The sequence below is a fragment of the Streptosporangium canum genome, assembly GCF_900113865.1.
In the GTDB taxonomy this organism is placed as follows: domain Bacteria; phylum Actinomycetota; class Actinomycetes; order Streptosporangiales; family Streptosporangiaceae; genus Streptosporangium; species Streptosporangium canum.
Window position 1 is genome coordinate 149,154 of sequence record NZ_FOQY01000010.1, and the last position, 20,043, is coordinate 169,196.

Annotated in this window: 19 protein-coding genes; 8 read left to right on the plus strand and 11 right to left on the minus strand. The window is 70.2% G+C overall.

The genetic code is table 11. The features are described from left to right. Positions 1-93 precede the first annotated feature (93 nt). Genes BM085_RS17210 through BM085_RS17220 form a run of 3 tightly spaced genes read right to left on the minus strand, consistent with a single transcriptional unit; the run spans position 94 to position 2,374 of the window. Positions 94-1,023, minus strand: coding sequence for a Gfo/Idh/MocA family protein (locus BM085_RS17210; RefSeq protein WP_093888082.1), 930 nt, complete (start codon positions 1,021-1,023; stop codon positions 94-96). A gap of 16 nt (positions 1,024-1,039) precedes the next feature. Further along, positions 1,040-1,978: an NAD-dependent epimerase/dehydratase family protein gene (locus tag BM085_RS17215; RefSeq protein WP_093887977.1), complete on the minus strand. Its 939-nt coding sequence runs from the start codon at positions 1,976-1,978 to the stop codon at positions 1,040-1,042. Positions 1,979-2,029: 51 nt separating this feature from the next. Beyond that, positions 2,030-2,374: a YrdB family protein gene (locus BM085_RS17220; RefSeq protein ID WP_093887978.1), complete on the minus strand. Its 345-nt coding sequence runs from the start codon at positions 2,372-2,374 to the stop codon at positions 2,030-2,032. A gap of 115 nt (positions 2,375-2,489) precedes the next feature. Here BM085_RS17220 and BM085_RS17225 point away from each other — a divergent pair, with 115 nt between their 5' ends. From BM085_RS17225 to BM085_RS17235, 3 genes are all read left to right on the plus strand, one after another. Beyond that, complete coding sequence (locus BM085_RS17225) at positions 2,490-3,188, plus strand: TetR/AcrR family transcriptional regulator (protein WP_177245141.1); 699 nt, start codon at positions 2,490-2,492, stop codon at positions 3,186-3,188. 52 nt (positions 3,189-3,240) lie between these two features. Continuing rightward, positions 3,241-3,609 (plus strand): VOC family protein, encoded by a 369-nt coding sequence (locus BM085_RS17230; RefSeq protein ID WP_093887980.1) that lies wholly within the window; start codon positions 3,241-3,243, stop codon positions 3,607-3,609. A gap of 175 nt (positions 3,610-3,784) precedes the next feature. After that, positions 3,785-5,989, plus strand: a complete 2,205-nt coding sequence (locus BM085_RS17235; protein WP_093887981.1) for a GmrSD restriction endonuclease domain-containing protein — start codon at positions 3,785-3,787, stop codon at positions 5,987-5,989. A 497-nt stretch (positions 5,990-6,486) separates the two neighbouring features. Here BM085_RS17235 and BM085_RS17240 read toward each other — a convergent pair whose 3' ends face one another. Then, the gene (locus BM085_RS17240; RefSeq protein ID WP_093887982.1) at positions 6,487-6,951 is read right to left on the minus strand and encodes an ATP-binding protein; all 465 of its coding nucleotides are present in this window, start codon (positions 6,949-6,951) and stop codon (positions 6,487-6,489) included. A gap of 138 nt (positions 6,952-7,089) precedes the next feature. On the opposite strand from BM085_RS17240, the gene BM085_RS17245 reads away from it, so the two are divergent. Both BM085_RS17245 and BM085_RS17250 read left to right on the plus strand, forming a co-directional pair. After that, on the plus strand, positions 7,090-7,917 hold the full coding sequence (locus BM085_RS17245; RefSeq protein ID WP_093887983.1) for a helix-turn-helix domain-containing protein: 828 nt from the start codon (positions 7,090-7,092) through the stop codon (positions 7,915-7,917). Further along, positions 7,905-8,117, plus strand: a complete 213-nt coding sequence (locus BM085_RS17250) for a DUF397 domain-containing protein (protein ID WP_093887984.1) — start codon at positions 7,905-7,907, stop codon at positions 8,115-8,117. Before BM085_RS17245 ends, BM085_RS17250 begins: the two co-directional genes overlap by 13 nt. 114 nt (positions 8,118-8,231) lie before the next feature. Here the strand turns inward: BM085_RS17250 and BM085_RS17255 are convergent, their stop codons facing one another. From BM085_RS17255 to leuA, 5 genes are all read right to left on the minus strand, one after another. Further along, complete coding sequence (locus BM085_RS17255; RefSeq protein WP_218158738.1) at positions 8,232-8,735, minus strand: MarR family winged helix-turn-helix transcriptional regulator; 504 nt, start codon at positions 8,733-8,735, stop codon at positions 8,232-8,234. Positions 8,736-8,756: 21 nt separating this feature from the next. Continuing rightward, positions 8,757-10,613 (minus strand): FUSC family protein, encoded by a 1,857-nt coding sequence (locus BM085_RS17260; RefSeq protein ID WP_093887985.1) that lies wholly within the window; start codon positions 10,611-10,613, stop codon positions 8,757-8,759. Positions 10,614-10,763: 150 nt separating this feature from the next. Further along, positions 10,764-11,417 carry a hypothetical protein gene (locus tag BM085_RS17265; RefSeq protein WP_093887986.1) on the minus strand — a complete coding sequence of 218 codons (654 nt, stop codon included), beginning with the start codon at positions 11,415-11,417 and terminating at the stop codon, positions 10,764-10,766. Positions 11,418-11,419: 2 nt separating this feature from the next. Continuing rightward, the gene (locus BM085_RS17270; protein WP_093887987.1) at positions 11,420-12,676 is read right to left on the minus strand and encodes a DNA polymerase III subunit beta family protein; all 1,257 of its coding nucleotides are present in this window, start codon (positions 12,674-12,676) and stop codon (positions 11,420-11,422) included. A gap of 223 nt (positions 12,677-12,899) precedes the next feature. Continuing rightward, positions 12,900-14,609, minus strand: a complete 1,710-nt coding sequence (leuA, locus tag BM085_RS17275) for a 2-isopropylmalate synthase (RefSeq protein WP_093887988.1) — start codon at positions 14,607-14,609, stop codon at positions 12,900-12,902. A 225-nt stretch (positions 14,610-14,834) separates the two neighbouring features. On the opposite strand from leuA, the gene BM085_RS17280 reads away from it, so the two are divergent. Both BM085_RS17280 and BM085_RS17285 read left to right on the plus strand, forming a co-directional pair. Next, on the plus strand, positions 14,835-15,080 hold the full coding sequence (locus BM085_RS17280) for a DUF2630 family protein (RefSeq protein ID WP_093887989.1): 246 nt from the start codon (positions 14,835-14,837) through the stop codon (positions 15,078-15,080). 208 nt (positions 15,081-15,288) lie between these two features. Next, positions 15,289-15,867, plus strand: a complete 579-nt coding sequence (locus tag BM085_RS17285; protein WP_093887990.1) for a hypothetical protein — start codon at positions 15,289-15,291, stop codon at positions 15,865-15,867. A gap of 41 nt (positions 15,868-15,908) precedes the next feature. Here the strand turns inward: BM085_RS17285 and BM085_RS17290 are convergent, their stop codons facing one another. Together BM085_RS17290 and BM085_RS17295 are read right to left on the minus strand one after the other, a co-directional pair. Then, positions 15,909-16,895 (minus strand): hypothetical protein, encoded by a 987-nt coding sequence (locus BM085_RS17290; protein ID WP_093887991.1) that lies wholly within the window; start codon positions 16,893-16,895, stop codon positions 15,909-15,911. After that, positions 16,892-17,986, minus strand: coding sequence for a transporter substrate-binding domain-containing protein (locus BM085_RS17295; RefSeq protein WP_093887992.1), 1,095 nt, complete (start codon positions 17,984-17,986; stop codon positions 16,892-16,894). The genes BM085_RS17290 and BM085_RS17295 overlap by 4 nt, the downstream gene beginning before the upstream one ends. A gap of 151 nt (positions 17,987-18,137) precedes the next feature. Here BM085_RS17295 and BM085_RS17300 point away from each other — a divergent pair, with 151 nt between their 5' ends. After that, positions 18,138-19,976: a protein kinase domain-containing protein gene (locus BM085_RS17300; RefSeq protein ID WP_093887993.1), complete on the plus strand. Its 1,839-nt coding sequence runs from the start codon at positions 18,138-18,140 to the stop codon at positions 19,974-19,976. Positions 19,977-20,043 lie beyond the last annotated feature (67 nt).

Genomic DNA, 20,043 nt, shown 5'->3' on the forward strand with positions numbered 1-20,043 from the left:
CCGGACGGGAAGGCCGCCCTCGGGCGGCGACCGCGCCGTCCGGGCGGGCGCCCCCGCCCGGACGGCGCGGTCGCCTCTCAGGCGGAGGTCACCTCAGACGGGGAGGTCGCCGTCGGCATGCCGGGGATCAGGGGCCGGCGTGGCGGCGGCGACGATGTCCTCGCAGATCGCGTGGGTGGCCAGGGCGTCCTCCGCGCCGACCGGGACGCCGGAGCGGACCGCGTCCAGGAACTCCAGGCAGACCTGCTCGATGCCGCGCTGGCGGGAGACCGGCGTCCAGTCGCCGCGCCGGGTCAGCGTCTCCGCCCCGGCGTAGTCGATCACCTCGGCGAGGTTGACCACCCGGCGCTTGACGTCCTCCCCCATGACCTCCACGGTCTCCTCGGCCGCCCCGCCCACCCGGTTCATGATCCCGAATGCGGTGAAGCCGTCGCCGGACAGCTCCAGCGTCACGTGCTCCAGCAGGCCGTCCCTGACCCTGGTCCGGATCCCGGTGTGCTCGACCTCCCCGGGCACCAGGAACCTGAGCGTGTCGACGACGTGGACGAAGTCGTCGAAGACCGCGGTCCGCGGATCCTCCGGCAGCCCCCTGCGGTTCTTCTGCATCACCACCAGGTGGCGCGGCAGATCCAGCAGGGCCGCGTAGGAGGGCGCCCGGCGGCGGTTGAAGCCGACGAGCAGCGACCGCTCCATCTCGCGTGCCAGCCGTACCAGACGCTCGGATTCGGCCAGGGTGTAGGCGATCGGCTTGTCCAGGTAGACGTGGACGCCCGCCCGGAGCAGCGGCTCGACGATCTTCACGTGGGCGCTCGTCGCGGCGTGCACGAAGGCCGCCTCGATCCCGGCGTCGAGCACCTCGTCCACCGAGGTGAAGCGGCGCTCGATCCGGTGGGCGTCGCCCAGGCGGTCGAGCGTGGCGCGGTCGCGGGTGCACAGGTGGAGGTCGAGGCCGGGCAGCGCGGAGAGGACGGGCAGGTATGCCTTCTCCGCGATGTCCCCGAGGCCGATCATGGCGGTCTTCATGTTCAGAGCGTACGGCTTACGCGGCCGCGGCCAGGCGGACACGCCACCACGCGAGCGTCGCGGCCAGCGCCTCGTCCATCGAGGTCGGGGCCATGCCGAAGGTGGACCGGAAGTCGGTGGAGTCGATGACGAAGGGGCTGACGAACTGGTAGCGGACGTGCTCCAGCTCGCCGAGCATGGGCGAGACGGTGCCCGCCGCGCGGATGAGCCAGTGCGGCATGACCTTGACCCCGGGGTCGGGGACGCCGGCGAGCGCGCACAGCCGCTCGGCGACCTCGCGGGCCGACATGGCGGGGGCGGTCGGGACGTGCCAGGCCCGGCCCCAGGACCGGTCGTCGGTGGCGGCCGTCACCAGGGCGCGGGCCACGTCGGGCACGTAGGTCCAGCTGTGCGGCTGGGCCGGGTCTCCGGCGAAACGGACGGGCTTGCCCGCCAGGAGGCGGGGGACGAACCGCTCCCCCAGATGTGACTGGTCGAGGCAGCCGGGGCCGAAGTAGTCCGACCCCCGCACCTCGGTCACCCGGATCCGCCCGGCCTCGTGCGCGGCCAGCGCGTCCTGCCACATCCGGACCCGCACCCCCGCCTTCTCGCTGGTCGGCCGGAGCGGGTCGCTCTCCCGCATCGGCCCGCCGGGGGGACCGTAGACGTAGAGGTTGCCGAGGATGACGTATCCGGCGCCGGTGGCTTCGGCGGACGCCAGCAGCGAGTCCGCGATCGGCGGCCAGTCCCGCATCCAACGGTGGTAGAGCGGGTTGACGCAGTTGTAGAGCGCGTCGGCGCCCCTGGCGAGGCGGATCAGCGCCGCGCTGTCGGAGGCGTCCGCCGCCGCCTTCTCGACGCCGCCGGGGCCGGAGCCGGACCGGCTGACGAGGACGACCTCGTGGCCCTGCCCGGCGAGGAGCGTGGCGACCTGCGAGCCGACCTGACCGGCTCCGACGATGACGTGCTTGCCCATGGCCGTTCTCCTTCTCTCGTGGTTTCTCTCACTGGCCCCGGAACCGCGCTCTCACTGGTTCCAGAACAGCCGCAGCGCGGCGTTGACGACGTAGACGGCGGCGAAGACGAGACCCGGGGCGAGCCGGCCGGCCATGACCAGCGCCATGGCGCCGCCACCGAACCAGAGGACCTCCAGCAGGACCCGTGCTGCCCCGGTGAGCGGGATCGTGGCGTCGTTGGCCGCGCCGAAGACCGCCCACACGGCGATGAACAGGGCGGGTCCGCCGAGCCCGAGGAGCAGCTTCACCGGCAGGTTCTGGCCGACGACGAAACCCCAGTAGCCGACCGAGGCAAGAACGCCCAGCTCCAGCAGGAACATGACGAGGAGGTTGGTGTTCTTGGCGAGGGACAGCATCGAGGGCTCCTTGCAGAGTGGCGTTCCGTTCTGAGAGCAATGCTCTCTTGAAAGAGCGCAGCTCGTCAAGAGCAGTGCTCTTTTTTATTTTCAGTGCTCTGATATGGTTCCGGGCATGAGTTCAAGCCGCACAGCACGGGAACGGGTCCGAGCCGAGCTGACCCGTGAGATCACCGACATCGCCCGCAGGCACCTGGCCACCGAGGGGGCGGGCGGCCTCTCCCTGCGCGCGGTCGCCCGCGAGATGGGAATGGTCTCCTCGGCGATCTACCGCTACTTCCCCTCCCGGGACGACCTGCTCACCGCTCTGATCATCGACGGCTACAACGCCGTCGGCGAGGCCGTGGAGCACGCCGACGCCGCCTGCCCGCCCGAGGACCACACCGGCCGGTGGCTGGCCGTCTGCCACGCCGTACGGGACTGGGCGCTGGCCCATCCGCATGAGTACGCCCTGCTGTACGGCTCGCCCGTGCCCGGTTACCAGGCGCCGCAGGACACCGTCGCCGCGGCGGTCCGCGACACCATCGTCTACGGCCGGATCATCTCCGACGCCTACCGGGCCGGAGCCCTGAACCCCCCGGACGTCTGCCCGCCCGTGCCGGCCCCGTTCAGCGAGGACGCCGCACGCGTGCGCGCGATCATCCCCGATGTGCCCGACGACGTGATCGTCCGCAGCCTGATCGCCTGGACGGGCCTGTTCGGCTGGCTCAGCTTCGAGCTGTTCGGCCAGTTCAACAACACGGTCCTCGACACCGGCACGGCCTTCGACCACTCCATGCGCTGCCAGGCCGCCTTCCTCGGCCTGCCGGCCTGACCTTCCGGGAGCGATCTCCAGCGCGAAGGGCGACATATGCCACAATCGCCCCATGCTGAACATCGGGACGGTCGTGCTGGGTGCCGCCGACGTACGGCGGGCGGCCGACTTCTGGAGTCAGGCACTGCGCTACGTCCCCCGCGAGAGCGAGACGAAGGACGGCTGGATCGTGCTGGAGCCGGCCGGCGGCCCAGGCCTCGCGCTGGCGCTGGCGCTGGGCCTCAGCCAGACGCCCGTGCAGGAGCATCCGCGCGTCCACCTCGACCTCTACGCCGAAGACCAGGCCGGTGAGGTCGAGCGGCTGGTGTCCCTCGGCGCCGAACGGGTCGACTGGAACCTCTATCCGGACGACCCGGACTTCGTCGTCCTCGCCGACACCGAGGGCAACCGCTTCTGCGTCATCGACCTCAACCACGGCTGAGCCCCGCACCCCGGGTCCGCCGGAGACGGGAAGGTCGCCTCAAGATCAGGTAGGGCCGGAGTCAGGGTCACGACTTCGACAGGATCGGTAACGATGCCGCTTTCGGCGTGATAAATGAGAGTTAGCGGGCTCTCGACGAGCCACACCCCCGCAGGCGAGAGGCGCTCCCGAGTTCATGGCGGACAGTCCCATTCACGGCGAAGGTGTAACGGTCCACAACCTCTTCAAGAAGAACTCCTTCGCACTGGACTACTACCAGCGGGAGTACACCTGGACCCGTGACGAGGTCCGCACGCTGATCGACGATCTGAGCAACCGGTTCCTGAGCCAGTGGAACCCCCTGCACGAACGCGACGAGGTCAACGGCTATGCCCCCTACTTCCTCGGCCCCTACGTCTACCACGAGAGCGACGGCCGCACCTTCCTCGTCGACGGCCAGCAGCGCGTCACCACGCTCCACCTCCTGCTGATCTACCTCCGGCAGCTGCTGATCGATCAGGAGAAGTGGATCTACGCCGATGAGCTGGAGGGGCTCACCTACACAGCCCGGCACGGCAGGCGGAGCTTCAAGGTCGGCAGCTCCGAGGAACTGGCCCGCGCCCAGCTTCTCAACTCCCTGGTCACCGACTGGAACGATCTCAAGGATTTCACGCTGCTCGACGACGCCCATGTCTCGGTGCGAAATCTCCACGATCGGAGCAGGGAGATCGACGGCGACTTCCCCGATGTGTTGCGCGGCGAGGCCCTGGTGCCCTTCGTCCGGTGGCTGCTCGACCGCGTGTGCCTGGTCGGCATCCAGGCCCTCGACCAGGAGAACGGACGCGAGATCTTCGTGTCCATGAACGACCGGGGACTCCGGCTGAGCCACGTCGACCTGCTGAAAGGCCACCTGTTCCGGCGGGTCAACCCGCAGACACGAGAGGAACTGAGCAGGTCGTGGGCCGACATGCTGGCCCGTCTCACCTCCGCGGAGACGGACTCTCCCGAGGCCGGCACGCCCAGTGCCTACGTCCGCTCCTTCCTCCTGGCGCAATACGCGCACTTCGACGAGACGTCAACCGACGCCGCCGAGATCGGGCGGGCCGTTCACGAGTGGATCCTGCGCAACGAGATCCAGCTGGGGATCGACCGGCCGGCCGGCGCGTGGGAATTCATCAGGAAGCTCACGGACGTGTCCGAGCGCTACCGCGTCCTACTCCGGGCCTGCGGGGAGTTCAGGCCCGAGCTCGCTGCCGTCTTCTTCAACGGCTACAACGGCCTCGACAACCAGTTCACTCTTCTGCTCTCCGTCGTCTCCCCCGAGGACACCGACCAGACCTTCGCCGAGAAGTGCTCGATGGCCGCGGCGTTCCTCGACCTCGTCTACGTACGGCGGTGCGTCAACAACCTGCCCGTGCAGCGCCGCGACCTTGACGAGATCATCCACCGGCTGATCCCGGTCCTGCGGATCTGCCGGACGGCCGAGGAGGTCGCCACCGTCCTCGGCCGGGAGGCCTCCCTACTGGAGCACGACTTCCGCGAGATCGCCTCCTTCGGCCTCCGGGCGAACAACCGCCGCCTGGTCCGCTACCTACTCTCGCGCATGACCGCTCACGTCCAGCGCGCGTGCGAGGGGGGAGAGCATGAGTACGAGTTTCTCCGGGGCTCCCGCGACTACGAGATCGAGCACATCTGGGCCAACCGTTTCGAGCGGCACACCGATGCCGTCAGAACCCCTGCGGAGTTCGACCTCTGGCGCAACCGCCTCGGTGCCCTGCTGCTCCTGCCCAAGTCCGTCAACGCGAGCTTCCGGGACGACCCCTACGGGCAGAAGCTTGAGCACTACTACGCCGAGAACCGGCTCGCGGCCTCCCTGCACCCCAAGAGCCGCCTGCGCAACACCCCGTTCACCCACTACCTCAGAGCCGCCGGCCTCGACCTGGCGTTCCGGCCCTGCCCGGAGTTCGGCGTCCAGGAGATCGAGCAGCGGCAGGGCCTCTACCGCCTCCTCTGCGAGGAGGTCTGGAGCCCGGCCAGGCTCGGCTTCCGGCTGCCGCAGATCACTGTCGTCGTCCCCGAGCCGGCCGCACCCCGGCGCCGTTCGCACTACGGCGTCGAGCTTCTCGACCTGATCAAGAACGGCCTGATGAAACCGGATACCAAGATCTTCCGGACGGTCAGAGGCGTGGTCCACTTCGCCACCGTCGAGGCGGACGGAGCGATCAGGCTGGAGACGGGCCAGGCCTTCCACTCCCTGTCCGCCGCCGGAGCCGCAGTCGCCGGGACGAAGGCATGTGCGGGCTGGGACGTCTGGCGGATCGAACGCGACGGTGTCGCGGTCGCGCTGAAGCGGCTCCGCGACGAGGTCATCAACCGCGGCCTGTCGAACGCCGGATCGTGATGTTCAAATGACCGACGAGGGAAGCGTAATCCTGGCAGCGCGATCACCAACGCCTGGACACGTCACTCTCTTTTTGGCACAGTCTCGTCTCCCTGACATCGGCTTCCCGGACCCTTCACATCGGCTTCCCGGAGAATCAGTGCAGCGTTTACGGGGAGTTTCTACGGATCCGCTCGGAGACTCTGCACCGTCGTGCCCTGGAACTCGCCGAGCTGAACTCCGCACCCTGACCTGCCGGACCGCATGGCCTCGATGGAGAGCGACCCGGCGGCCGTACGGCGCAACCAGAACGTTCGGACAGAGGTGATCCCCCGATGGGGGTGGGATGGTTCTCCATCGGGGGATCGATCCGGCCGGGCTACGGGGGAAGGCTCCGGCCGGACATTGGTGGTGGGTGACCCTGCCTCTCACCCCTCCAAGGAGAAGGCAGGGCCACCCGGCTCCCTGGTCGTCGGCGCGCGATCGGCCAGGGAGCCGCGTCCGTCTCCCTGACCGGATTACCCGGACACCGGTTCGGGAGCGGACGGGTCATCGGGGAGCGGGGCGGCTCGGATGGCACACCAGACCGTACGGCCCAGGCCACAGCCGTGTTCGCGGACCCCCCATGCCAGCGAGATCTCGCGAACGATCAACAGGCCCCGGCCGTCCTCCGCGTTTGCTTCCTTCCGGACATGAGGTCCCGAAAACGTTGAGCCCGGATCGTTGACTTCTATACCGATGAAACCCTCCGCCTCGGTGACGGTGAGGCGGATGAGATCACCCGCATCCGCGTTGGAGTGCACGATCGCGTTCGTCACCAGTTCCGACGTGGCCAGCACGACGTCGTCGATCGCAGGATGCGCCTCCCCGAACCATTCACGCACTTCGGAGCGCGCTCGCGAAACGGACTCACGGACACCGGGAAGACTGACCTCGCCGTGGAGCTTCGGCTCCGCGCTCACCGCTTTCATGAACTCACCCATCCGAAGAAGTCGATCCCGATCGCCCTTCCCACCGTCCCAAACCTCGGATACATTCGGTAGTCAATCGACTTCAAACGGTTATCAACAGCTTCGACGACATGATCATTGAAATGTTGATGAAAGCCCCCGGGAGATCGGATGCCGAAAGAAAGTGATCTCTATCCCTCGGAGTCGCCGACCGCGCTCTTCGGCTTCGAGCTGCGGCGACACCGCAAGGTCAAAGGCTGGTCCCAGATCCAGTTGTCGAAGAAAATCCCATACTCGGTCGGAACGATCAGCATGATCGAGACCGCGAGCCGGCCACCGTCGGAGGAGTTCGCCCGATACTGCGACGAGGCCTTGGAGGCGGACGGGGCGTTGATACGACTGTGGCCGATGGTCAGCCACACGGCGGCCCCCGCATGGTTCCGGCCATGGCTCGACGTGGAGGCCACGGCGGAGGCTCTCCGCTCCTGGGAACCGCTGGTGGTACCTGGCCTCCTCCAGACAGAGGACTATGCCAGGGCCGTCCTGAGCGGCGATATCGGCGTTACGCCTGAGCAGGTCGAGGAACAGGTGACCGCTCGTATGGAGCGCCAGAACATTCTCAAGCGCCTTCAGCCGCCTCTGCTCTGGGTGGTTATCGATGAGGCGGTTCTCCACCGGCCGATCGGCAGCCCTGCTGTGATGGCGGCGCAGATCGCCCATCTCCTTGAAGCCGGTCAGGCTCCCCGAATCACCATCCAGGTTCTTCCTCTCAAGGCGTACTCCACGACGGGCCTTGCTGGCGGATTCGCCATCGCACAGACGCAGGGAGTCTTTGATACCGCATACGTCGAGTCCGCTGGAGTCATGAGCCGAGTAACGGAGCGACCAGAAGACGTCAGCGTTCTAGCATATAGATATGACGGGATTCGCTCCGAAGCACTGTCCCAGCGCGAATCCCTAGGGCTGATCAAGGAGACGCTACAGCGATGGACGAGCTGACCCAGGAACTCAACACTGTCGCATGGCGCAAGTCCACCCGGTCGGGACCTGACGGCGGCAACTGCGTCGAGGTCGCCGAACTGTCCGGCGGCCGTAGAGGCGTCCGAGACAGCAAGAATCCGACCGGCCCCGCACTGATCTTCACTCCCGGCGAATGGGACGCATTCATCGGAGGCGTGAAGGACGGAGAGTTCGACTAACCACTACCAACTACAAGTTACTTTTAGTTTCAGGTGTCGATCAGACGCGAAACTAAAAGTGACTTATAGCTACGCGGCGTCGTAGATGTGCTCTCCCAGCCTGTCCAGCTGCGGTCAGGGCTGGCGGACGCCCAGCCGGCCTTCGAGCAGGAGCAGCAGCTCTCCGAGCAGGTCCGCCAGCTCTCCCTGCCGCTCCGGGGCCATGGCCTCCAGCAGCGCCCCCTCGTAGCCGAGCTGTTCCGGGAGCAGCCGGTCGATGAGCAGGCGGCCCTGCTCGGTGAGCGCCAGGTGGGAGACCCGCCGGTCCCGGTCGTCGGGGCGGCGGCTCACCAGCTCGCGCTCCTCCAGGAACCGGACCCGCTTGGTTACGGCGGCCCCGGAGGCGAAGGTCTCCCTCGCGATCTGGCTGGGGGTCAGCTCCCGGTCCAGCCGTCTCAGCGTGCCGAGGATGTCGAACTCGGGCCGGGTCAGGCCATGCTCGCGCAGCGGCGCGTCGGTGGCCTGCTGGAGCAGGAGGACACAGCGGTTGAGGCGGCCGATCACGGCGATCGGCGTGACGTCCAGCTCCGGATGAATTCGCTCCCACTGGCGCATCACCTGCGCGACGATGTCCTCCACGCCCCCGCTTCCCCTAACTGATCATGATCCCGGAGCCGACTCTATCCCGGCCGGATCCCGGACGGGCCCGGCCAGCCGGGCGAGCGTCCGGTGCCCCTGCTGCTCGGCCCGGGCTATCCGCTCCTCCGGCAGCGCGCGCTGCCACCACTCTCCGGCGGCGACCTCGGTGACCTCGCGCAGTTCCACCAGGGCGGTGACGAGCAGGCCGCGGGCCCGGGACCGGTCACCCGCTCCGGGAGAACCGGCCTCCAGCAGGCGTTCCGCGGCGGCCCGCGTGACGGCCACCCGCCGGAGCGCGCCGTCGATCCGGCTCACGGTGCGGCGGTTGGTCACCAGCAGGCAGCCGAGCAGCCCTGCGGCGACGCCCACGCAGGTGTCCAGCCAGCGGTCGGCGATCAGCGACCCGGCGGGCTGGTAGCCGGGGAACTCGGTCAGCAGCAGCGCCATCGGGGTCACACAGACAGTGCCGAGCCAGTAGTTGCGGGTGATCAGCGCCTCGGTGACGAACTGCAGGAGCAGCACGAGCAGCACCAGCGCGAGCTGCCCGGTCCGGCTGACCGGCAGCAGCGCCGTGAACAGCAGGAGGCCGGCGAAGCTGCCGAGCGCGCGTTGCAGCCCCCGGTGCCAGGACAGTACGGCGTTGGCCTGGAAGACGGAGGCGGCTGTCACGATCGCCCAGTAGGGGTGACCGACCCCGGTCGCCATCGATATCACGCCGGCGAGAGCGGACCCGACGGCGACACGGATCCCGATCGGGAACAGCGGGGAGGCCGGGTGAAACGCCCGCAGCACGCGCGGTCGGCCGCGGCGCGCGGCCCGTTCCACCGCTATGCCCGTCAGCTCGGCGGCTTCGGCCTCGGTGAGACCCGTCTGGGGCAGCGGCCGGTTCCGGCGCAGGTCCCCGGCCCAGGCGGCGAGACGGTCGGCGTCGGCGGCCCAGGCGGCGGGCCGATCGCCGGCGGCGGATCCCGTGGCGAGGGACTCCTCGGCGTGCGCCAGGAGGCGCTCCAGCGCGCCGCGACCCGGCCCCGCGGGGGCGAGAAGGAGGGTGTGCCAGGCGGCGTTCACCGCGGCGGCGGCGTCGTGGCGTGCCCGCGACACGGCGGCGTCCGCCGCCGGGCTTCCTGCGGCCGGGCCCCCCGCCGTCGCCGGAACCCCCGCGATCGCCGCCGAGCTCCCCACGGCCTCCACCAGGCTCTCCCCCGCCGCCGGAACCCCCGCAACAGCCGCCGGGCTCCCCGCGGTCGCCGCCGGGACCCTCGCGGCTGTCTCCAGGGCACGGGCGGCCGCCTCCAGGGCGCGGGCGACGGCGATGCGCTGGGGGCCGTCGGGGCGGACGATCCCGGGGGCCATGCAGACCAGCCAGGCCAGGGCCGCGCCCGCCGTCGCGAGCACCAGGTGGAAGGGCACCTCGCTGAGCCGCTGGGGCATGAAGGCGCACGTCGCGGCCATGAAAGTGAAGATCACATTTCCCGGCGGGCCGATCCGGGCGGCGTCGCACGCCACCTTGTGCAGGGCGGCCAGCACCGCGGCCACGATGATCAGGACGACGGTGGATCGGGTGAGGCCGGCCGCGGTCAGCGCCACCCCCACGCTCGCGATCATTCCCAGCGCCACCCGGAGCAGGGTGCGCGCCCGAGCCGCGTACGGCAGGCCGTGCGCGTACAGGGCGCACATCGCCCCGGCGGAGGTGTAGACCGCCAGGTCCAGACGGCCCAGCGCGAGGAGGACCAGATCGGGGATCGCCAGGGCGATGACCGCGCTGAGCGCGTTCTTGTGCCAGATGTCGCCGAACCGCCGGAGCCGGAACACCCCTTTCAGTGGCAGCCCTCCTCGCATGGGCGCACGCGTGCCCTGTCGCTCGTCCGTGGTCCCCATACATATAAGCTTACCTGGTGTTTTATCTGTAAAATATATGGTTCACGGCCGCGACCCACCGGAGCCGGGATGATCAGGCGAGGTGCAGGCCGACGTCGACGTTGCCCAGCAGCGCCTTGGAGTACGGGCAGTGCGCGTGCGCCCGCTCGCTCACACGCCGGCGGTCCTCGCCGTGATGGCCTGGCTGACGGCGGCCTGCTCGTCGGCGGGGAGGCGGCGTTCGGCGTGCAGCATCCGCAGGGCGGTGGTGATCCGCTCGCCGTCATCGGCCGTGCCGAGGTCTCCCATGTAGGCGGGCAGGAGCAGGCTGAGCGCCTTGAGGTCGGCGCGGGCGCACAGCTTTCCGAGGATCTCCAGGACCGGGTCGGCGGTGCCGCCGGCCGTGGCGGCGCGGGTGGATCGGAGTCCCTCGGCGACGCAGTAACGGAGCCAGTCACCGTACTGGCCGGCGGGGAGGTCGTCGACGCGCCGGGCGGCCTGCAGAAAGTGCTCGCGGGCCTGATCGACCTGGCCGAGCTCCAGGTGGGATCTGCCCATGTTGCCGTGGAGCGAGGCGTAGAAGCCACGGACCCGCTCGTCGCCGACCCGGTCGGCGCGGTCCAGGCATTCCTGGTTCCAGTGCAGGGTCTCCTCCGGGGTGGGCTGGTGCCGGGCCAGGTAGTGCGCGGCGATACACGCCTCGTAGTCGTCCTGCGCGGCTTTCCACGCCTGCAGGAACAGATCACGCGCTTCGTCGGCCCGGCCTTGGCTCTCGGCCTGCATGCCCTGCGTGCACAGCCGTACGACGGGGTTATTGGGATCCATGATCATCCTAGGGAGAGAGGGGCCACGGGCATCACAAGCGTGGTGAAGCTGCCCTGGTCGGCGGAGCGGACGATGACGGGGTGGGTCGTGGTGGAGACCTCCAGCAGGACGTCCGGCCCGACGCCGGCCTCCAGGGCGGGGATCAACGTGGCGGGATCGAAGGCGATCCGCAGCGGAGGTCCCGAGCAGATCGCCGCCAGACGGATCGTGTCGGCGACGGTGGAGACGGTTCCGTTCGTGTCGGCGACGGTGGAGCCCGTTCCGTCTGCCGCCGCACCGGGGGTGGTGGGTCCGGGTTCGCCCGTATCGGCACAGACAGCAGGCCCGTCCGTAGCCGCGCCGCCGGAAGTGGCGGGGTCGGGGCCGCCCGTACCGGCACGGGCGGCGGGGCCGTCTCCGGCCGTGGCGATCGTGACGGCGAGTCCGTCCCCGGCCGTGGCGACGGTGACGTACGAGGTGTCCCCCCGGCTGAGGAGGGCGTCCCGGAACGCGAGGCGGTCGACGATCATCCGGTGCTCGGGCGGGCCGAGGACAGACAGGGCCTCGCGGTAGGACGGGAAGCGGCCCTCGAAGAGCGGCAGGACGCGGCACTCCCCGGCACCCCGCAGCCGGGCCGCTCCCCCGTCGAACTCGACGGTGACCTCGGCGTTCCGCGCCGCCCACGGCCCGATCTCCACCAGGTCCGCCGCCCGCACCAGGATCTGGCGGGGGTCCCCGTGCATGGCCGCCGGGTGCAGGACACGGATCGACAGGCGATAGCGGTCGGTGGCCACCAGCCGGACCTCGCCGTCGCCGAGCTCGATCAGGACACAGCCGAGCACGGGGAATCCCTCGTCCGAGGCCGTGGCCGGCACGACCTGGCGGATGGCGCTCGCCAGCTCCGCGCCCCCGACCCTGGCCTCGGCATGGCTACCGGTCACCGGGAGGGACCGCAGGATCTCCTCGATCGCCGAGCGTCCTCTCTCGGTCCTGTCGAGCATCCTGCGCAGGTGCGCGTGCAGCACCCGCTGCGCCTGTTCCCGCGGGCCGTCGAGGACCACCGCGACGTCGGGCAGCGGCACATCGGCCTCCCTCAGTTCGCGCAGGAGAACGGCGCGCTTCTCCTGTTCTGGCTGGTAGAAGCGGTAGCCGCTCGCGCCGTCGACGTGCGCCGGCGGCAGGACACCGCAGTCGTCGTAGAAACGCAGAGCGCTCGGTGCGAGGCCCACGCGACGGGCGAAGGCGCTGATGCTCAGCAATTGTGGTGCGTTGCCGTCCATGGGGCTGATTGTCGAGGTTCATCCGACTTGAAGGTCAAGCCCACCGGCAGCCGGCCGGGTCCTTCCGCCGCTCGGGGACCCGGATGCCCGGATGCGGACATGACTCGACCGCGCGTCCGCGGGTCACGCGGAGGGCGCGGTCGAATGGACGACGTGAGGCCTTGTGGGCGCTTGTCGGGCGCGTCGCCCCGGCAGGTCGTGCCGGGAACCGCGCGGGCCGTACTTAGCGGGTGGCGCGGTTGACGGCGGAGATGATCGCCTTCAGGGAGGCGGTGGTGGTGTTGGCGTCGACGCCGACGCCCCACAGGGCCTCGCCGCCGATCTCGCACTCGATGTAGGAGGCGGCCTTGGCGTCGGTGCCCGCGCTCATCGCGTGCTCGGCGTAGTCCAGGACGCGGACCCGGATGCCGATCCCGGCAAGCGCGTCGCAGAAGGCGGAGATGGGACCGTTGCCGACGCCTTCGATCTCGCGGATCTCACCGTCGACACGCAGGTCGACGCTGATGGCGTCCTTCTCGTCGCCCCTGGAGACGGTCCGGTGGGCCAGCAGGCCCAGGCGGCCCCACGGGCTGGTCGGGTTCGGCAGGTATTCGTCGGTGAAGACCTCGAACATCTGGGCCGGGTTCACCTCGCCGCCGAGGGCGTCGGTACGGGCCTGGACGACGCGGGAGAACTCGATCTGCAGGCGGCGCGGCAGGTCGAGCTGGTGGTCGGCCTTCATGATGTAGGCGACCCCGCCCTTGCCGGACTGGCTGTTGACCCGGATGACCGCCTCGTAGGTGCGGCCGATGTCCTTGGGGTCGATCGGCAGGTACGGCACCGCCCAGGTGAACTCCTCCACCGGGACGCCCGCGGCGGCGGCGTCGCGCTCCAGGTGCTCGAAGCCCTTCTTGATCGCGTCCTGGTGGGAGCCGGAGAAGGCGGTGTAGACCAGCTCGCCGCCCCACGGGTGACGCGGGTGGACGGGCAGCTGGTTGCAGTATTCGGTGACCCTGCGGACCTCGTCGATGTCGGACAGGTCGATCTCCGGGTCGACGCCCTGCGAGAACAGGTTCATGCCCAGCGTGACCAGGCACACGTTGCCGGTGCGCTCGCCGTTGCCGAACAGGCAGCCCTCGATGCGGTCGGCCCCGGCCATGTAGCCCAGCTCGGCGGCGGCCACGGCGGTGCCCCGGTCGTTGTGCGGATGCAGGGAGAGGATGATCGAGTCGCGGTAGGCCAGGTTGCGGTGCATCCACTCGATCTGGTCGGCGTAGATGTTCGGCGTGGCCATCTCGACGGTGGCGGGCAGGTTGACGATGACCTTGCGGTCCGGGGTGGGCTGCCAGACCTCGTTGACGGCGTCGCAGACCTCCACGGCGTACTCCAGCTCGGTCCCGGTGAAGGACTCCGGAGAATACTGGAAGTAGACGTCCACGTCGGAGGCGTCGGCCAGCTTCCTGCAGAGCTTGGCGCCCTCGACGGCGATGGCGGTGATGCCCTCGCGGTCCTGGCCGAAGACGACCCGGCGCTGCAGCGTGGAGGTGGAGTTGTACAGGTGGACGATGGCCGTCGCCGCGCCCTGGATGGACTCGAAGGTCCGCTCGATCAGCTCGGGCCGGGCCTGGGTCAGGACCTGAATCACCACGTCGTCGGGGATCAGACCCTCTTCGATGATCTGCCGGACGAAGTCGAAGTCGGTCTGCGACGCGGCCGGGAAACCTACCTCGATCTCCTTGTAGCCCATCTTCACCAGCAGCTCGAACATCTTGAGCTTGCGGTGGGAGTCCATCGGGTCGATCAGCGCCTGGTTGCCGTCACGCAGGTCCACCGCGCACCACCGGGGGGCCCTGTCGATGACCTTGCCGGGCCAGGTGCGGTCGTCGAGCCGGACCGGGGCATAGGACTCGTAGCGCTTGAACGGCATGGGGCTGGGCTGCTGCTGCGGATACATGCAAGGGCTCCTCGACTGGAAAGACAATCGTGGCCGACGCGCATGGCTCGCTCCGCGACGAGGGAGCCGGCCTTCTACAGGCCCTCGTCGCGGCAGCTAAGAAGCAGACCGCGCAGCATGCATAGCACGCTAGCAGACGACTGCAAATACCTGGGACACGCGCCCACATTATGAGATCTCCGCATCGGATACAGTCCCGAAAGGAGTCCAGACAGGGGGAATGAAATGAAGGACGACGACATCCTCACCCACATCCACGAGCTCATCGCCGAGGAGCACGGTCTCCGGCAACGGCTGGCCTCCGGTTCGATCTCCTCGCACGAGGAGAACAACCGGATCACGCAGCTTGAGGAGGCCCTCGACCAGGCCTGGGACCTGCTCAGGCAGCGCCGGGCGCGTCGTGAGTTCGGGGAGGACCCCGACTCGGCGGCGCCGCGCCCGATCGGCGAGGTCGAGGACTACCGCCAGTAACGGCGCCCGCCGCCGGTAGATCGCTCGGCTCCCCCCGAGCCGGGCCGTCACGGGCAAGGTGGTCACCGGCACCACGCTGTCCAATCGGCTCCCCCGAGCCGGGCCGTCACGGGTATGGGCGGCTCCGGGCAGGCCGGTGGCAAGCGATGATCGAGCGGGCTGCAAGCGCTCCGCCATACCAATGGGGCAGTCAACGGGAGGCCCCATCATGAAACGCACCCACATTCTCGCCATCGCCGTCGCCGGCGCGCTCCTGACCGGTTGCGGCTCGCAGGCCGGGCCCGCCGCCGGGGAGGGCGGGGCGGACGGCGGCGCGCGGGCCAAGGACACCGGCGCGCAGGCCAAGGACACCGGCGGCTGCCCGCTCACCGTCGCGGGCCTGTCCGAGGCCACGTCACTGACCTGGGAGCTGCGGGAGAAGCGCGAGGACCACCCGCTGGAGACCATGGAGTCGGTCAGGGCGACGGCGTGCATCTACACCGCCGCCGACGAGCCTCAGGAGGCCTCGGACCCGCTGGCGCTACGCGTCGACGTGGTGACGGGTGACGGCATCGCGAAGGTGCGCGAGGAGTTCGAGGGCAACTGCGGCGAGTTCGGCGGCAAGCTCCTCGACTCGGCAGCCGGCGACGGCTCGGTCGTCTGCAAGCGCAACGGCACGATCGTGGAGGGCCTGGTCGGCGGCACGGACCGGCTGGTGAACATCTACCTGGTCAACGCCGGCAGGGCCACCGCCGCCAAGCTCACCCCGGCCTTCGACAAGATCCTCGCGGCGGTCGACGGCGCGTGACCGGGCGGGGCCGTCCTCGCACTCCGGCCGCCCCCGGGCCCTCAGTCCTTGGGGCGGCCCTGGCAGCGCGGGTCGACCGGGGCCGCCGGCGGGGCCGGGGCGAGCCAGGAGACCACGCTCTGCTCGACGTTCCAGCCGTGCAGGTTCACCCAGGTTCTGGGCACCTCACCGGGATCCGGGCAGAGCACCCTGGACTGGATCCGGTCGTTCTGGACGAAGCTCACGACACCTTCACGCCCCAGGACGGTGGACATCTCGTCGTCGCTGGCGACCAGATGGCCCACGAGCACCCGCGGTGTCTCCTTCTCGCTCATCTGCAGCGCCATCAGCGGGAGGATCGGCGCCTTCATCACGACCACGCCCACGAGGAACGGCGTGAACACCGCCATCGCGATCGCGATGCCGTGGGTGAGCGCCCGAGCCGGCGCCCGGGGGACCGGGCCGGTCAGCAGGACCGCCAGCCCCGGCGGAAGCGTGAGCAGAAGCGAGGTCGCCAGGTCGCGCGCGGCGAACGCCGCCCCGATGGCCGGCCAGAACACGATGTAGGAGATCACCGCGACCATCACGGGCAGCGCGTAGCAGACGGTGCCCCGCAGCCCCTCGTGATGGGGGAACCGGTCCCGCACCGCCAGTCCCGCCACGGCCAGTGACAGCATCGCCAGCGTCGGCAGGAACCGTAGCTGCCAGGCGCACATGCCCACCACCACGGCCAGGCCGACCACCCAGCCGGGCAGCCGTTCGGCGGTGCGCACCAGCCAGGAGGAGCGGCCCGTGCTGATCCAGTACAGGGTGCCGAGCACCCGGCCGCCCAGGATGAGGGCGGGCAGGACCCAGACGGTCGTCAGCAGCACGGAGCTCAGCAGGCCCAGCGGGCTGATGTTCTGCAGCAGCAGGAGCAGCGTCTGGGTGTCCTGCCGGCTGGCGTACCACAGCCGCATGACCAGCAGGACGAGGGGGAACACCGGAAGCAGCGCGAGCAGCCACTCCTGGTCCCTCGGCGCGTCCTTGACCCGCCCGGCGCCTTTCAACGGGACGGGCAGTCCTGGACGGGGAGGGTCCGCTCCCACGGCCATCTGCGCACCGGCGGAGGGAGCGCGCAGGGCTGCTCCGCCTGGGCCACGTTCACGTTGGGGCTGGCCGGCAGCAGCGGGTCGATGTACGCCTGGTAGGCCTGCTCCCACCTCTGGTCCTGGGGATCGGCGTAGGAACGGTAGAGGGCGAGGTCGACCAGGGTCCGCAGCGCCTTGTTGGAACCGGCGTTGACCGCCCACATCTCGGTCTTCTCCAGCGCGATGTCGTGATGGCGGAACGCCCCGCCGGACTCCGCGACGAACCCGGCCAGGATGGCCGCGTCGGTGGTCATCGCGTCGAAATCGCCGGCCTCCAGGCCCGCCGCGCAGTCGCTGATCAGGTTCTTGGCGGTGACGGTGGCCCTCGTCGCCCTGGCCAGCTCCGTCTCGGAGGTCGAGGTGCCGAGCGTGCACACCTTCTTGTTTTCGAGCTGCCCCAGGGAGGTGATCTTTCCGGGGTAGTCGGACCGGGTCACCACGGACTGCTCGGTGTAGAGGTAGGGCGTGGAGAAGCCCACCGAGGGGTTCTCCTGCCGGTCACGTGTCACGCTGAAGGTGGCGACCACGAGGTCCACCCCGACGAACCGGCCGTTGGCGTCCAGGGCCTGCATGCGCGCCCTGTCCTCGGTCTCGATGGCCAGGAAGTCCACCTTGTCCGGCCGGTAGCCCAGGTCCGCGGCGATCAGGTAGGCGATCTGGATGTCGAACCCCTTGAAGGCCCGCCTGCCGCTCTGCTCCTGGAACGCGATGCCGGGGGTGTCGCTCTTCACCCCGATCCGGAGCCTGTCCTTGTTGAACAGTCCGGCCTTCTCCCGCAGTTCGGCCTCGGTGGGCGGGCCGTTCACCCACATGACGGACGCCCCGACCACGATCGCGGCCAGGACCAGCGCGACCCACGCCGCGAGCCGGAACCGTCTCACCCGCCGCGACCGGCCGGGCGCGGGCGGAGATCCGGGCTCCTGCTCCGGGCCGGACCACGGCTCGTGCTCCCCGGAAGGGGCCGGCGGGTTCTCTGCCCGCGCGCCCGAGTCCGCGGGTTCTTCGGTCATGACGCCTCCGGATTCCCCGTATGTCCGGCAGGCTATGCCGTGACCTCCGGGGCCGGGCGTTCCTTCACCAAGACGAGATCAAACGACTTACCGATGGGATGCCCGAAACACCCCTTAAGATCCTCTATCAGATCTCGGGAAGCGGGGGACGATGAACACCGTCATTGGGCCGTACCGCCTGGTGAGAAGGCTTGGGCAGGGCGGGACCGGTGAGGTCTTCCTCGCCCGCGACCCCGAGGGCCGCCAGGTCGCCGTCAAGGTCGTCCACCCCCGTCTGGCCGCCGATCCCGCTCTCCGGCAACGGTTCCGGCAGGAGGCGCAGGCCGCGTCCCGGGTCGCCCGGTCCTGCACCGTCCCGGTGCTGGAGGCCGGGCTCGACGGCGACCGGGCCTACCTGGTCACCGAGTACGTCGAGGGGCAGGACCTGCACCGGCGGGTGGCGGAGCACGGCCCCCTCACCGGATCGAGCCTGGACGCGCTGGCCGTGTCCACCGCCGTCGCCCTGCAGGCCATCCACGCCGCCGGCGTCGTGCACCGGGATCTGAAGCCGTCCGCCGTCCTGCTCGGCCCGCTCGGGCCCCGGGTGACCGGCTTCGGCGTGACCCGTCCCTCCGGCCCCTCCGCCCGCGCCGAGGAGGGCGCGCCCTCCTTCATGGCGCCGGAGCAGGCACGGGGTGAGGACGCCGGCGCGGCGTCGGACGTGTTCGCCTGGGGTGGGGTCGTCCTCTACGCGGCGACCGGGCGCGGCCCGTCCGCCGGCCGCACGGACCGCCCCGCCGGCCCCGACCTGACCGGCCTGCACGGCGCGCTCCGCGACCTCGCCGGCCGCGCTCTCGCCGAGGATCCGGGCAGCCGCCCCAGCGTGCAGGACATCCTCAGGATCCTGACGGGCGCCACCGACCCGGCCACCTCCCTCGCCCAGCCGGCCCCCGCGCCGGGCCCGCGACCGCTCGACCTCCCCGCCGCCCCCCTCGACCGGCCCCCCTCAGCCCTCACCACACCGGGCCCGCCCGCCCCGCGACCGCTCGACCTCCCCGCCGCCCCCCTCGACCGGCCCTCCTCGGCTCCCGGCGGGGCGGACCCGGATCACGTACGGCCGGCGGACCAACCCGGCGCGCTCTGGCCCCCGCCTCCACGCCCGGCCCCCGCGGACGACCCCGTCCCCTCGGCCCGGTGGGGCCGGTCGATCGCCACTCCCATCCTCGCGGGGGTGGCGATCTCGCTGGTCATCGCCGGCATCGCCTTCTTCACGCCCGCCGGGGAGGACCCCGCCGGTCACCCGCCCGCGACCCAGCCGGCCGCCGCGGCGGGCGACACCGCCCAGCCCGCGCCGGACCCGGCGACGGGGCCCACGGCCGCGCTCTCCCCGTCCCCGTCCCCGAGTCCGACCGCGCCGCCGTCCTCCGCGGAGCCCACCGCCGAGCCCGCGACGGCGCGGACCCTGCCGTTCCGGGACGACTTCAGCGGCGCGGATCGCGGCTGGACCACGGCTGCCTCGGGCAAGGGCAGGCACCAGGCGTCCCAGGGCGCCTACCGGATCACCGCCAAAGCCGACGCCTACCTTCCGGTCATCGCTCCCCTGACCGCTCCGGTGAAGAACACGACCATCACCGCGAAGGTCCGGATGCTGCGCGGCAAGGGCGACTTCGGCGTCTTCTGCCGGGGGCTGGACGAGGGAGCCAGGCGCTACGAGTTCTCGATCACCAGCAGCGGTGACGCCTCCATCGGCAAGAGCGGGGAAGCGCCCGCCTCGGTGAGACACGTCCCGGTCCCCGGTCTGCGCCCCGCCCGGCTCATCGTCTTGCAGGCGACCTGCCGCAGCGGTGCGGCGGGGACCAGTCTGAGCCTGAGCGTCAACGGCAGGAAGGTCCTCTCCCGGCTCGACAGGAAGCGGCCGTTCGCCTCCGGCTCCATCGGCATGTTCGCCCACGCCCGGCACGGCGGCTCCGGTGTGGAGGTCAGCTTCAACTCCTTCGAAGCCCGCCCCTGAACGCTGGGCCTCCCGGCCCCTCTGATCACCTGGACATCACTTCGGACGTGATGAGAGATTTGACCGG

Coding starts and splice junctions, on each gene's coding strand:
- leuA (WP_093887988.1), bottom strand. CDS start 14,609: ATGTATCCGCAGCAGCAGCCCAGCCCCATGCCGTTCAAGCGCTACGAG.
- BM085_RS17220 (WP_093887978.1), bottom strand. CDS start 2,374: ATGCTGTCCCTCGCCAAGAACACCAACCTCCTCGTCATGTTCCTGCTG.
- BM085_RS17245 (WP_093887983.1), top strand. CDS start 7,090: ATGCCGAAAGAAAGTGATCTCTATCCCTCGGAGTCGCCGACCGCGCTC.
- BM085_RS17225 (WP_177245141.1), top strand. CDS start 2,490: ATGAGTTCAAGCCGCACAGCACGGGAACGGGTCCGAGCCGAGCTGACC.
- BM085_RS17235 (WP_093887981.1), top strand. CDS start 3,785: ATGGCGGACAGTCCCATTCACGGCGAAGGTGTAACGGTCCACAACCTC.
- BM085_RS17300 (WP_093887993.1), top strand. CDS start 18,138: ATGAACACCGTCATTGGGCCGTACCGCCTGGTGAGAAGGCTTGGGCAG.
- BM085_RS17280 (WP_093887989.1), top strand. CDS start 14,835: ATGAAGGACGACGACATCCTCACCCACATCCACGAGCTCATCGCCGAG.
- BM085_RS17260 (WP_093887985.1), bottom strand. CDS start 10,613: ATGGGGACCACGGACGAGCGACAGGGCACGCGTGCGCCCATGCGAGGA.
- BM085_RS17285 (WP_093887990.1), top strand. CDS start 15,289: ATGAAACGCACCCACATTCTCGCCATCGCCGTCGCCGGCGCGCTCCTG.
- BM085_RS17295 (WP_093887992.1), bottom strand. CDS start 17,986: ATGACCGAAGAACCCGCGGACTCGGGCGCGCGGGCAGAGAACCCGCCG.
- BM085_RS17230 (WP_093887980.1), top strand. CDS start 3,241: ATGCTGAACATCGGGACGGTCGTGCTGGGTGCCGCCGACGTACGGCGG.
- BM085_RS17215 (WP_093887977.1), bottom strand. CDS start 1,978: ATGGGCAAGCACGTCATCGTCGGAGCCGGTCAGGTCGGCTCGCAGGTC.
- BM085_RS17250 (WP_093887984.1), top strand. CDS start 7,905: ATGGACGAGCTGACCCAGGAACTCAACACTGTCGCATGGCGCAAGTCC.
- BM085_RS17210 (WP_093888082.1), bottom strand. CDS start 1,023: ATGAAGACCGCCATGATCGGCCTCGGGGACATCGCGGAGAAGGCATAC.
- BM085_RS17270 (WP_093887987.1), bottom strand. CDS start 12,676: ATGGACGGCAACGCACCACAATTGCTGAGCATCAGCGCCTTCGCCCGT.
- BM085_RS17240 (WP_093887982.1), bottom strand. CDS start 6,951: ATGGGTGAGTTCATGAAAGCGGTGAGCGCGGAGCCGAAGCTCCACGGC.
- BM085_RS17265 (WP_093887986.1), bottom strand. CDS start 11,417: ATGGATCCCAATAACCCCGTCGTACGGCTGTGCACGCAGGGCATGCAG.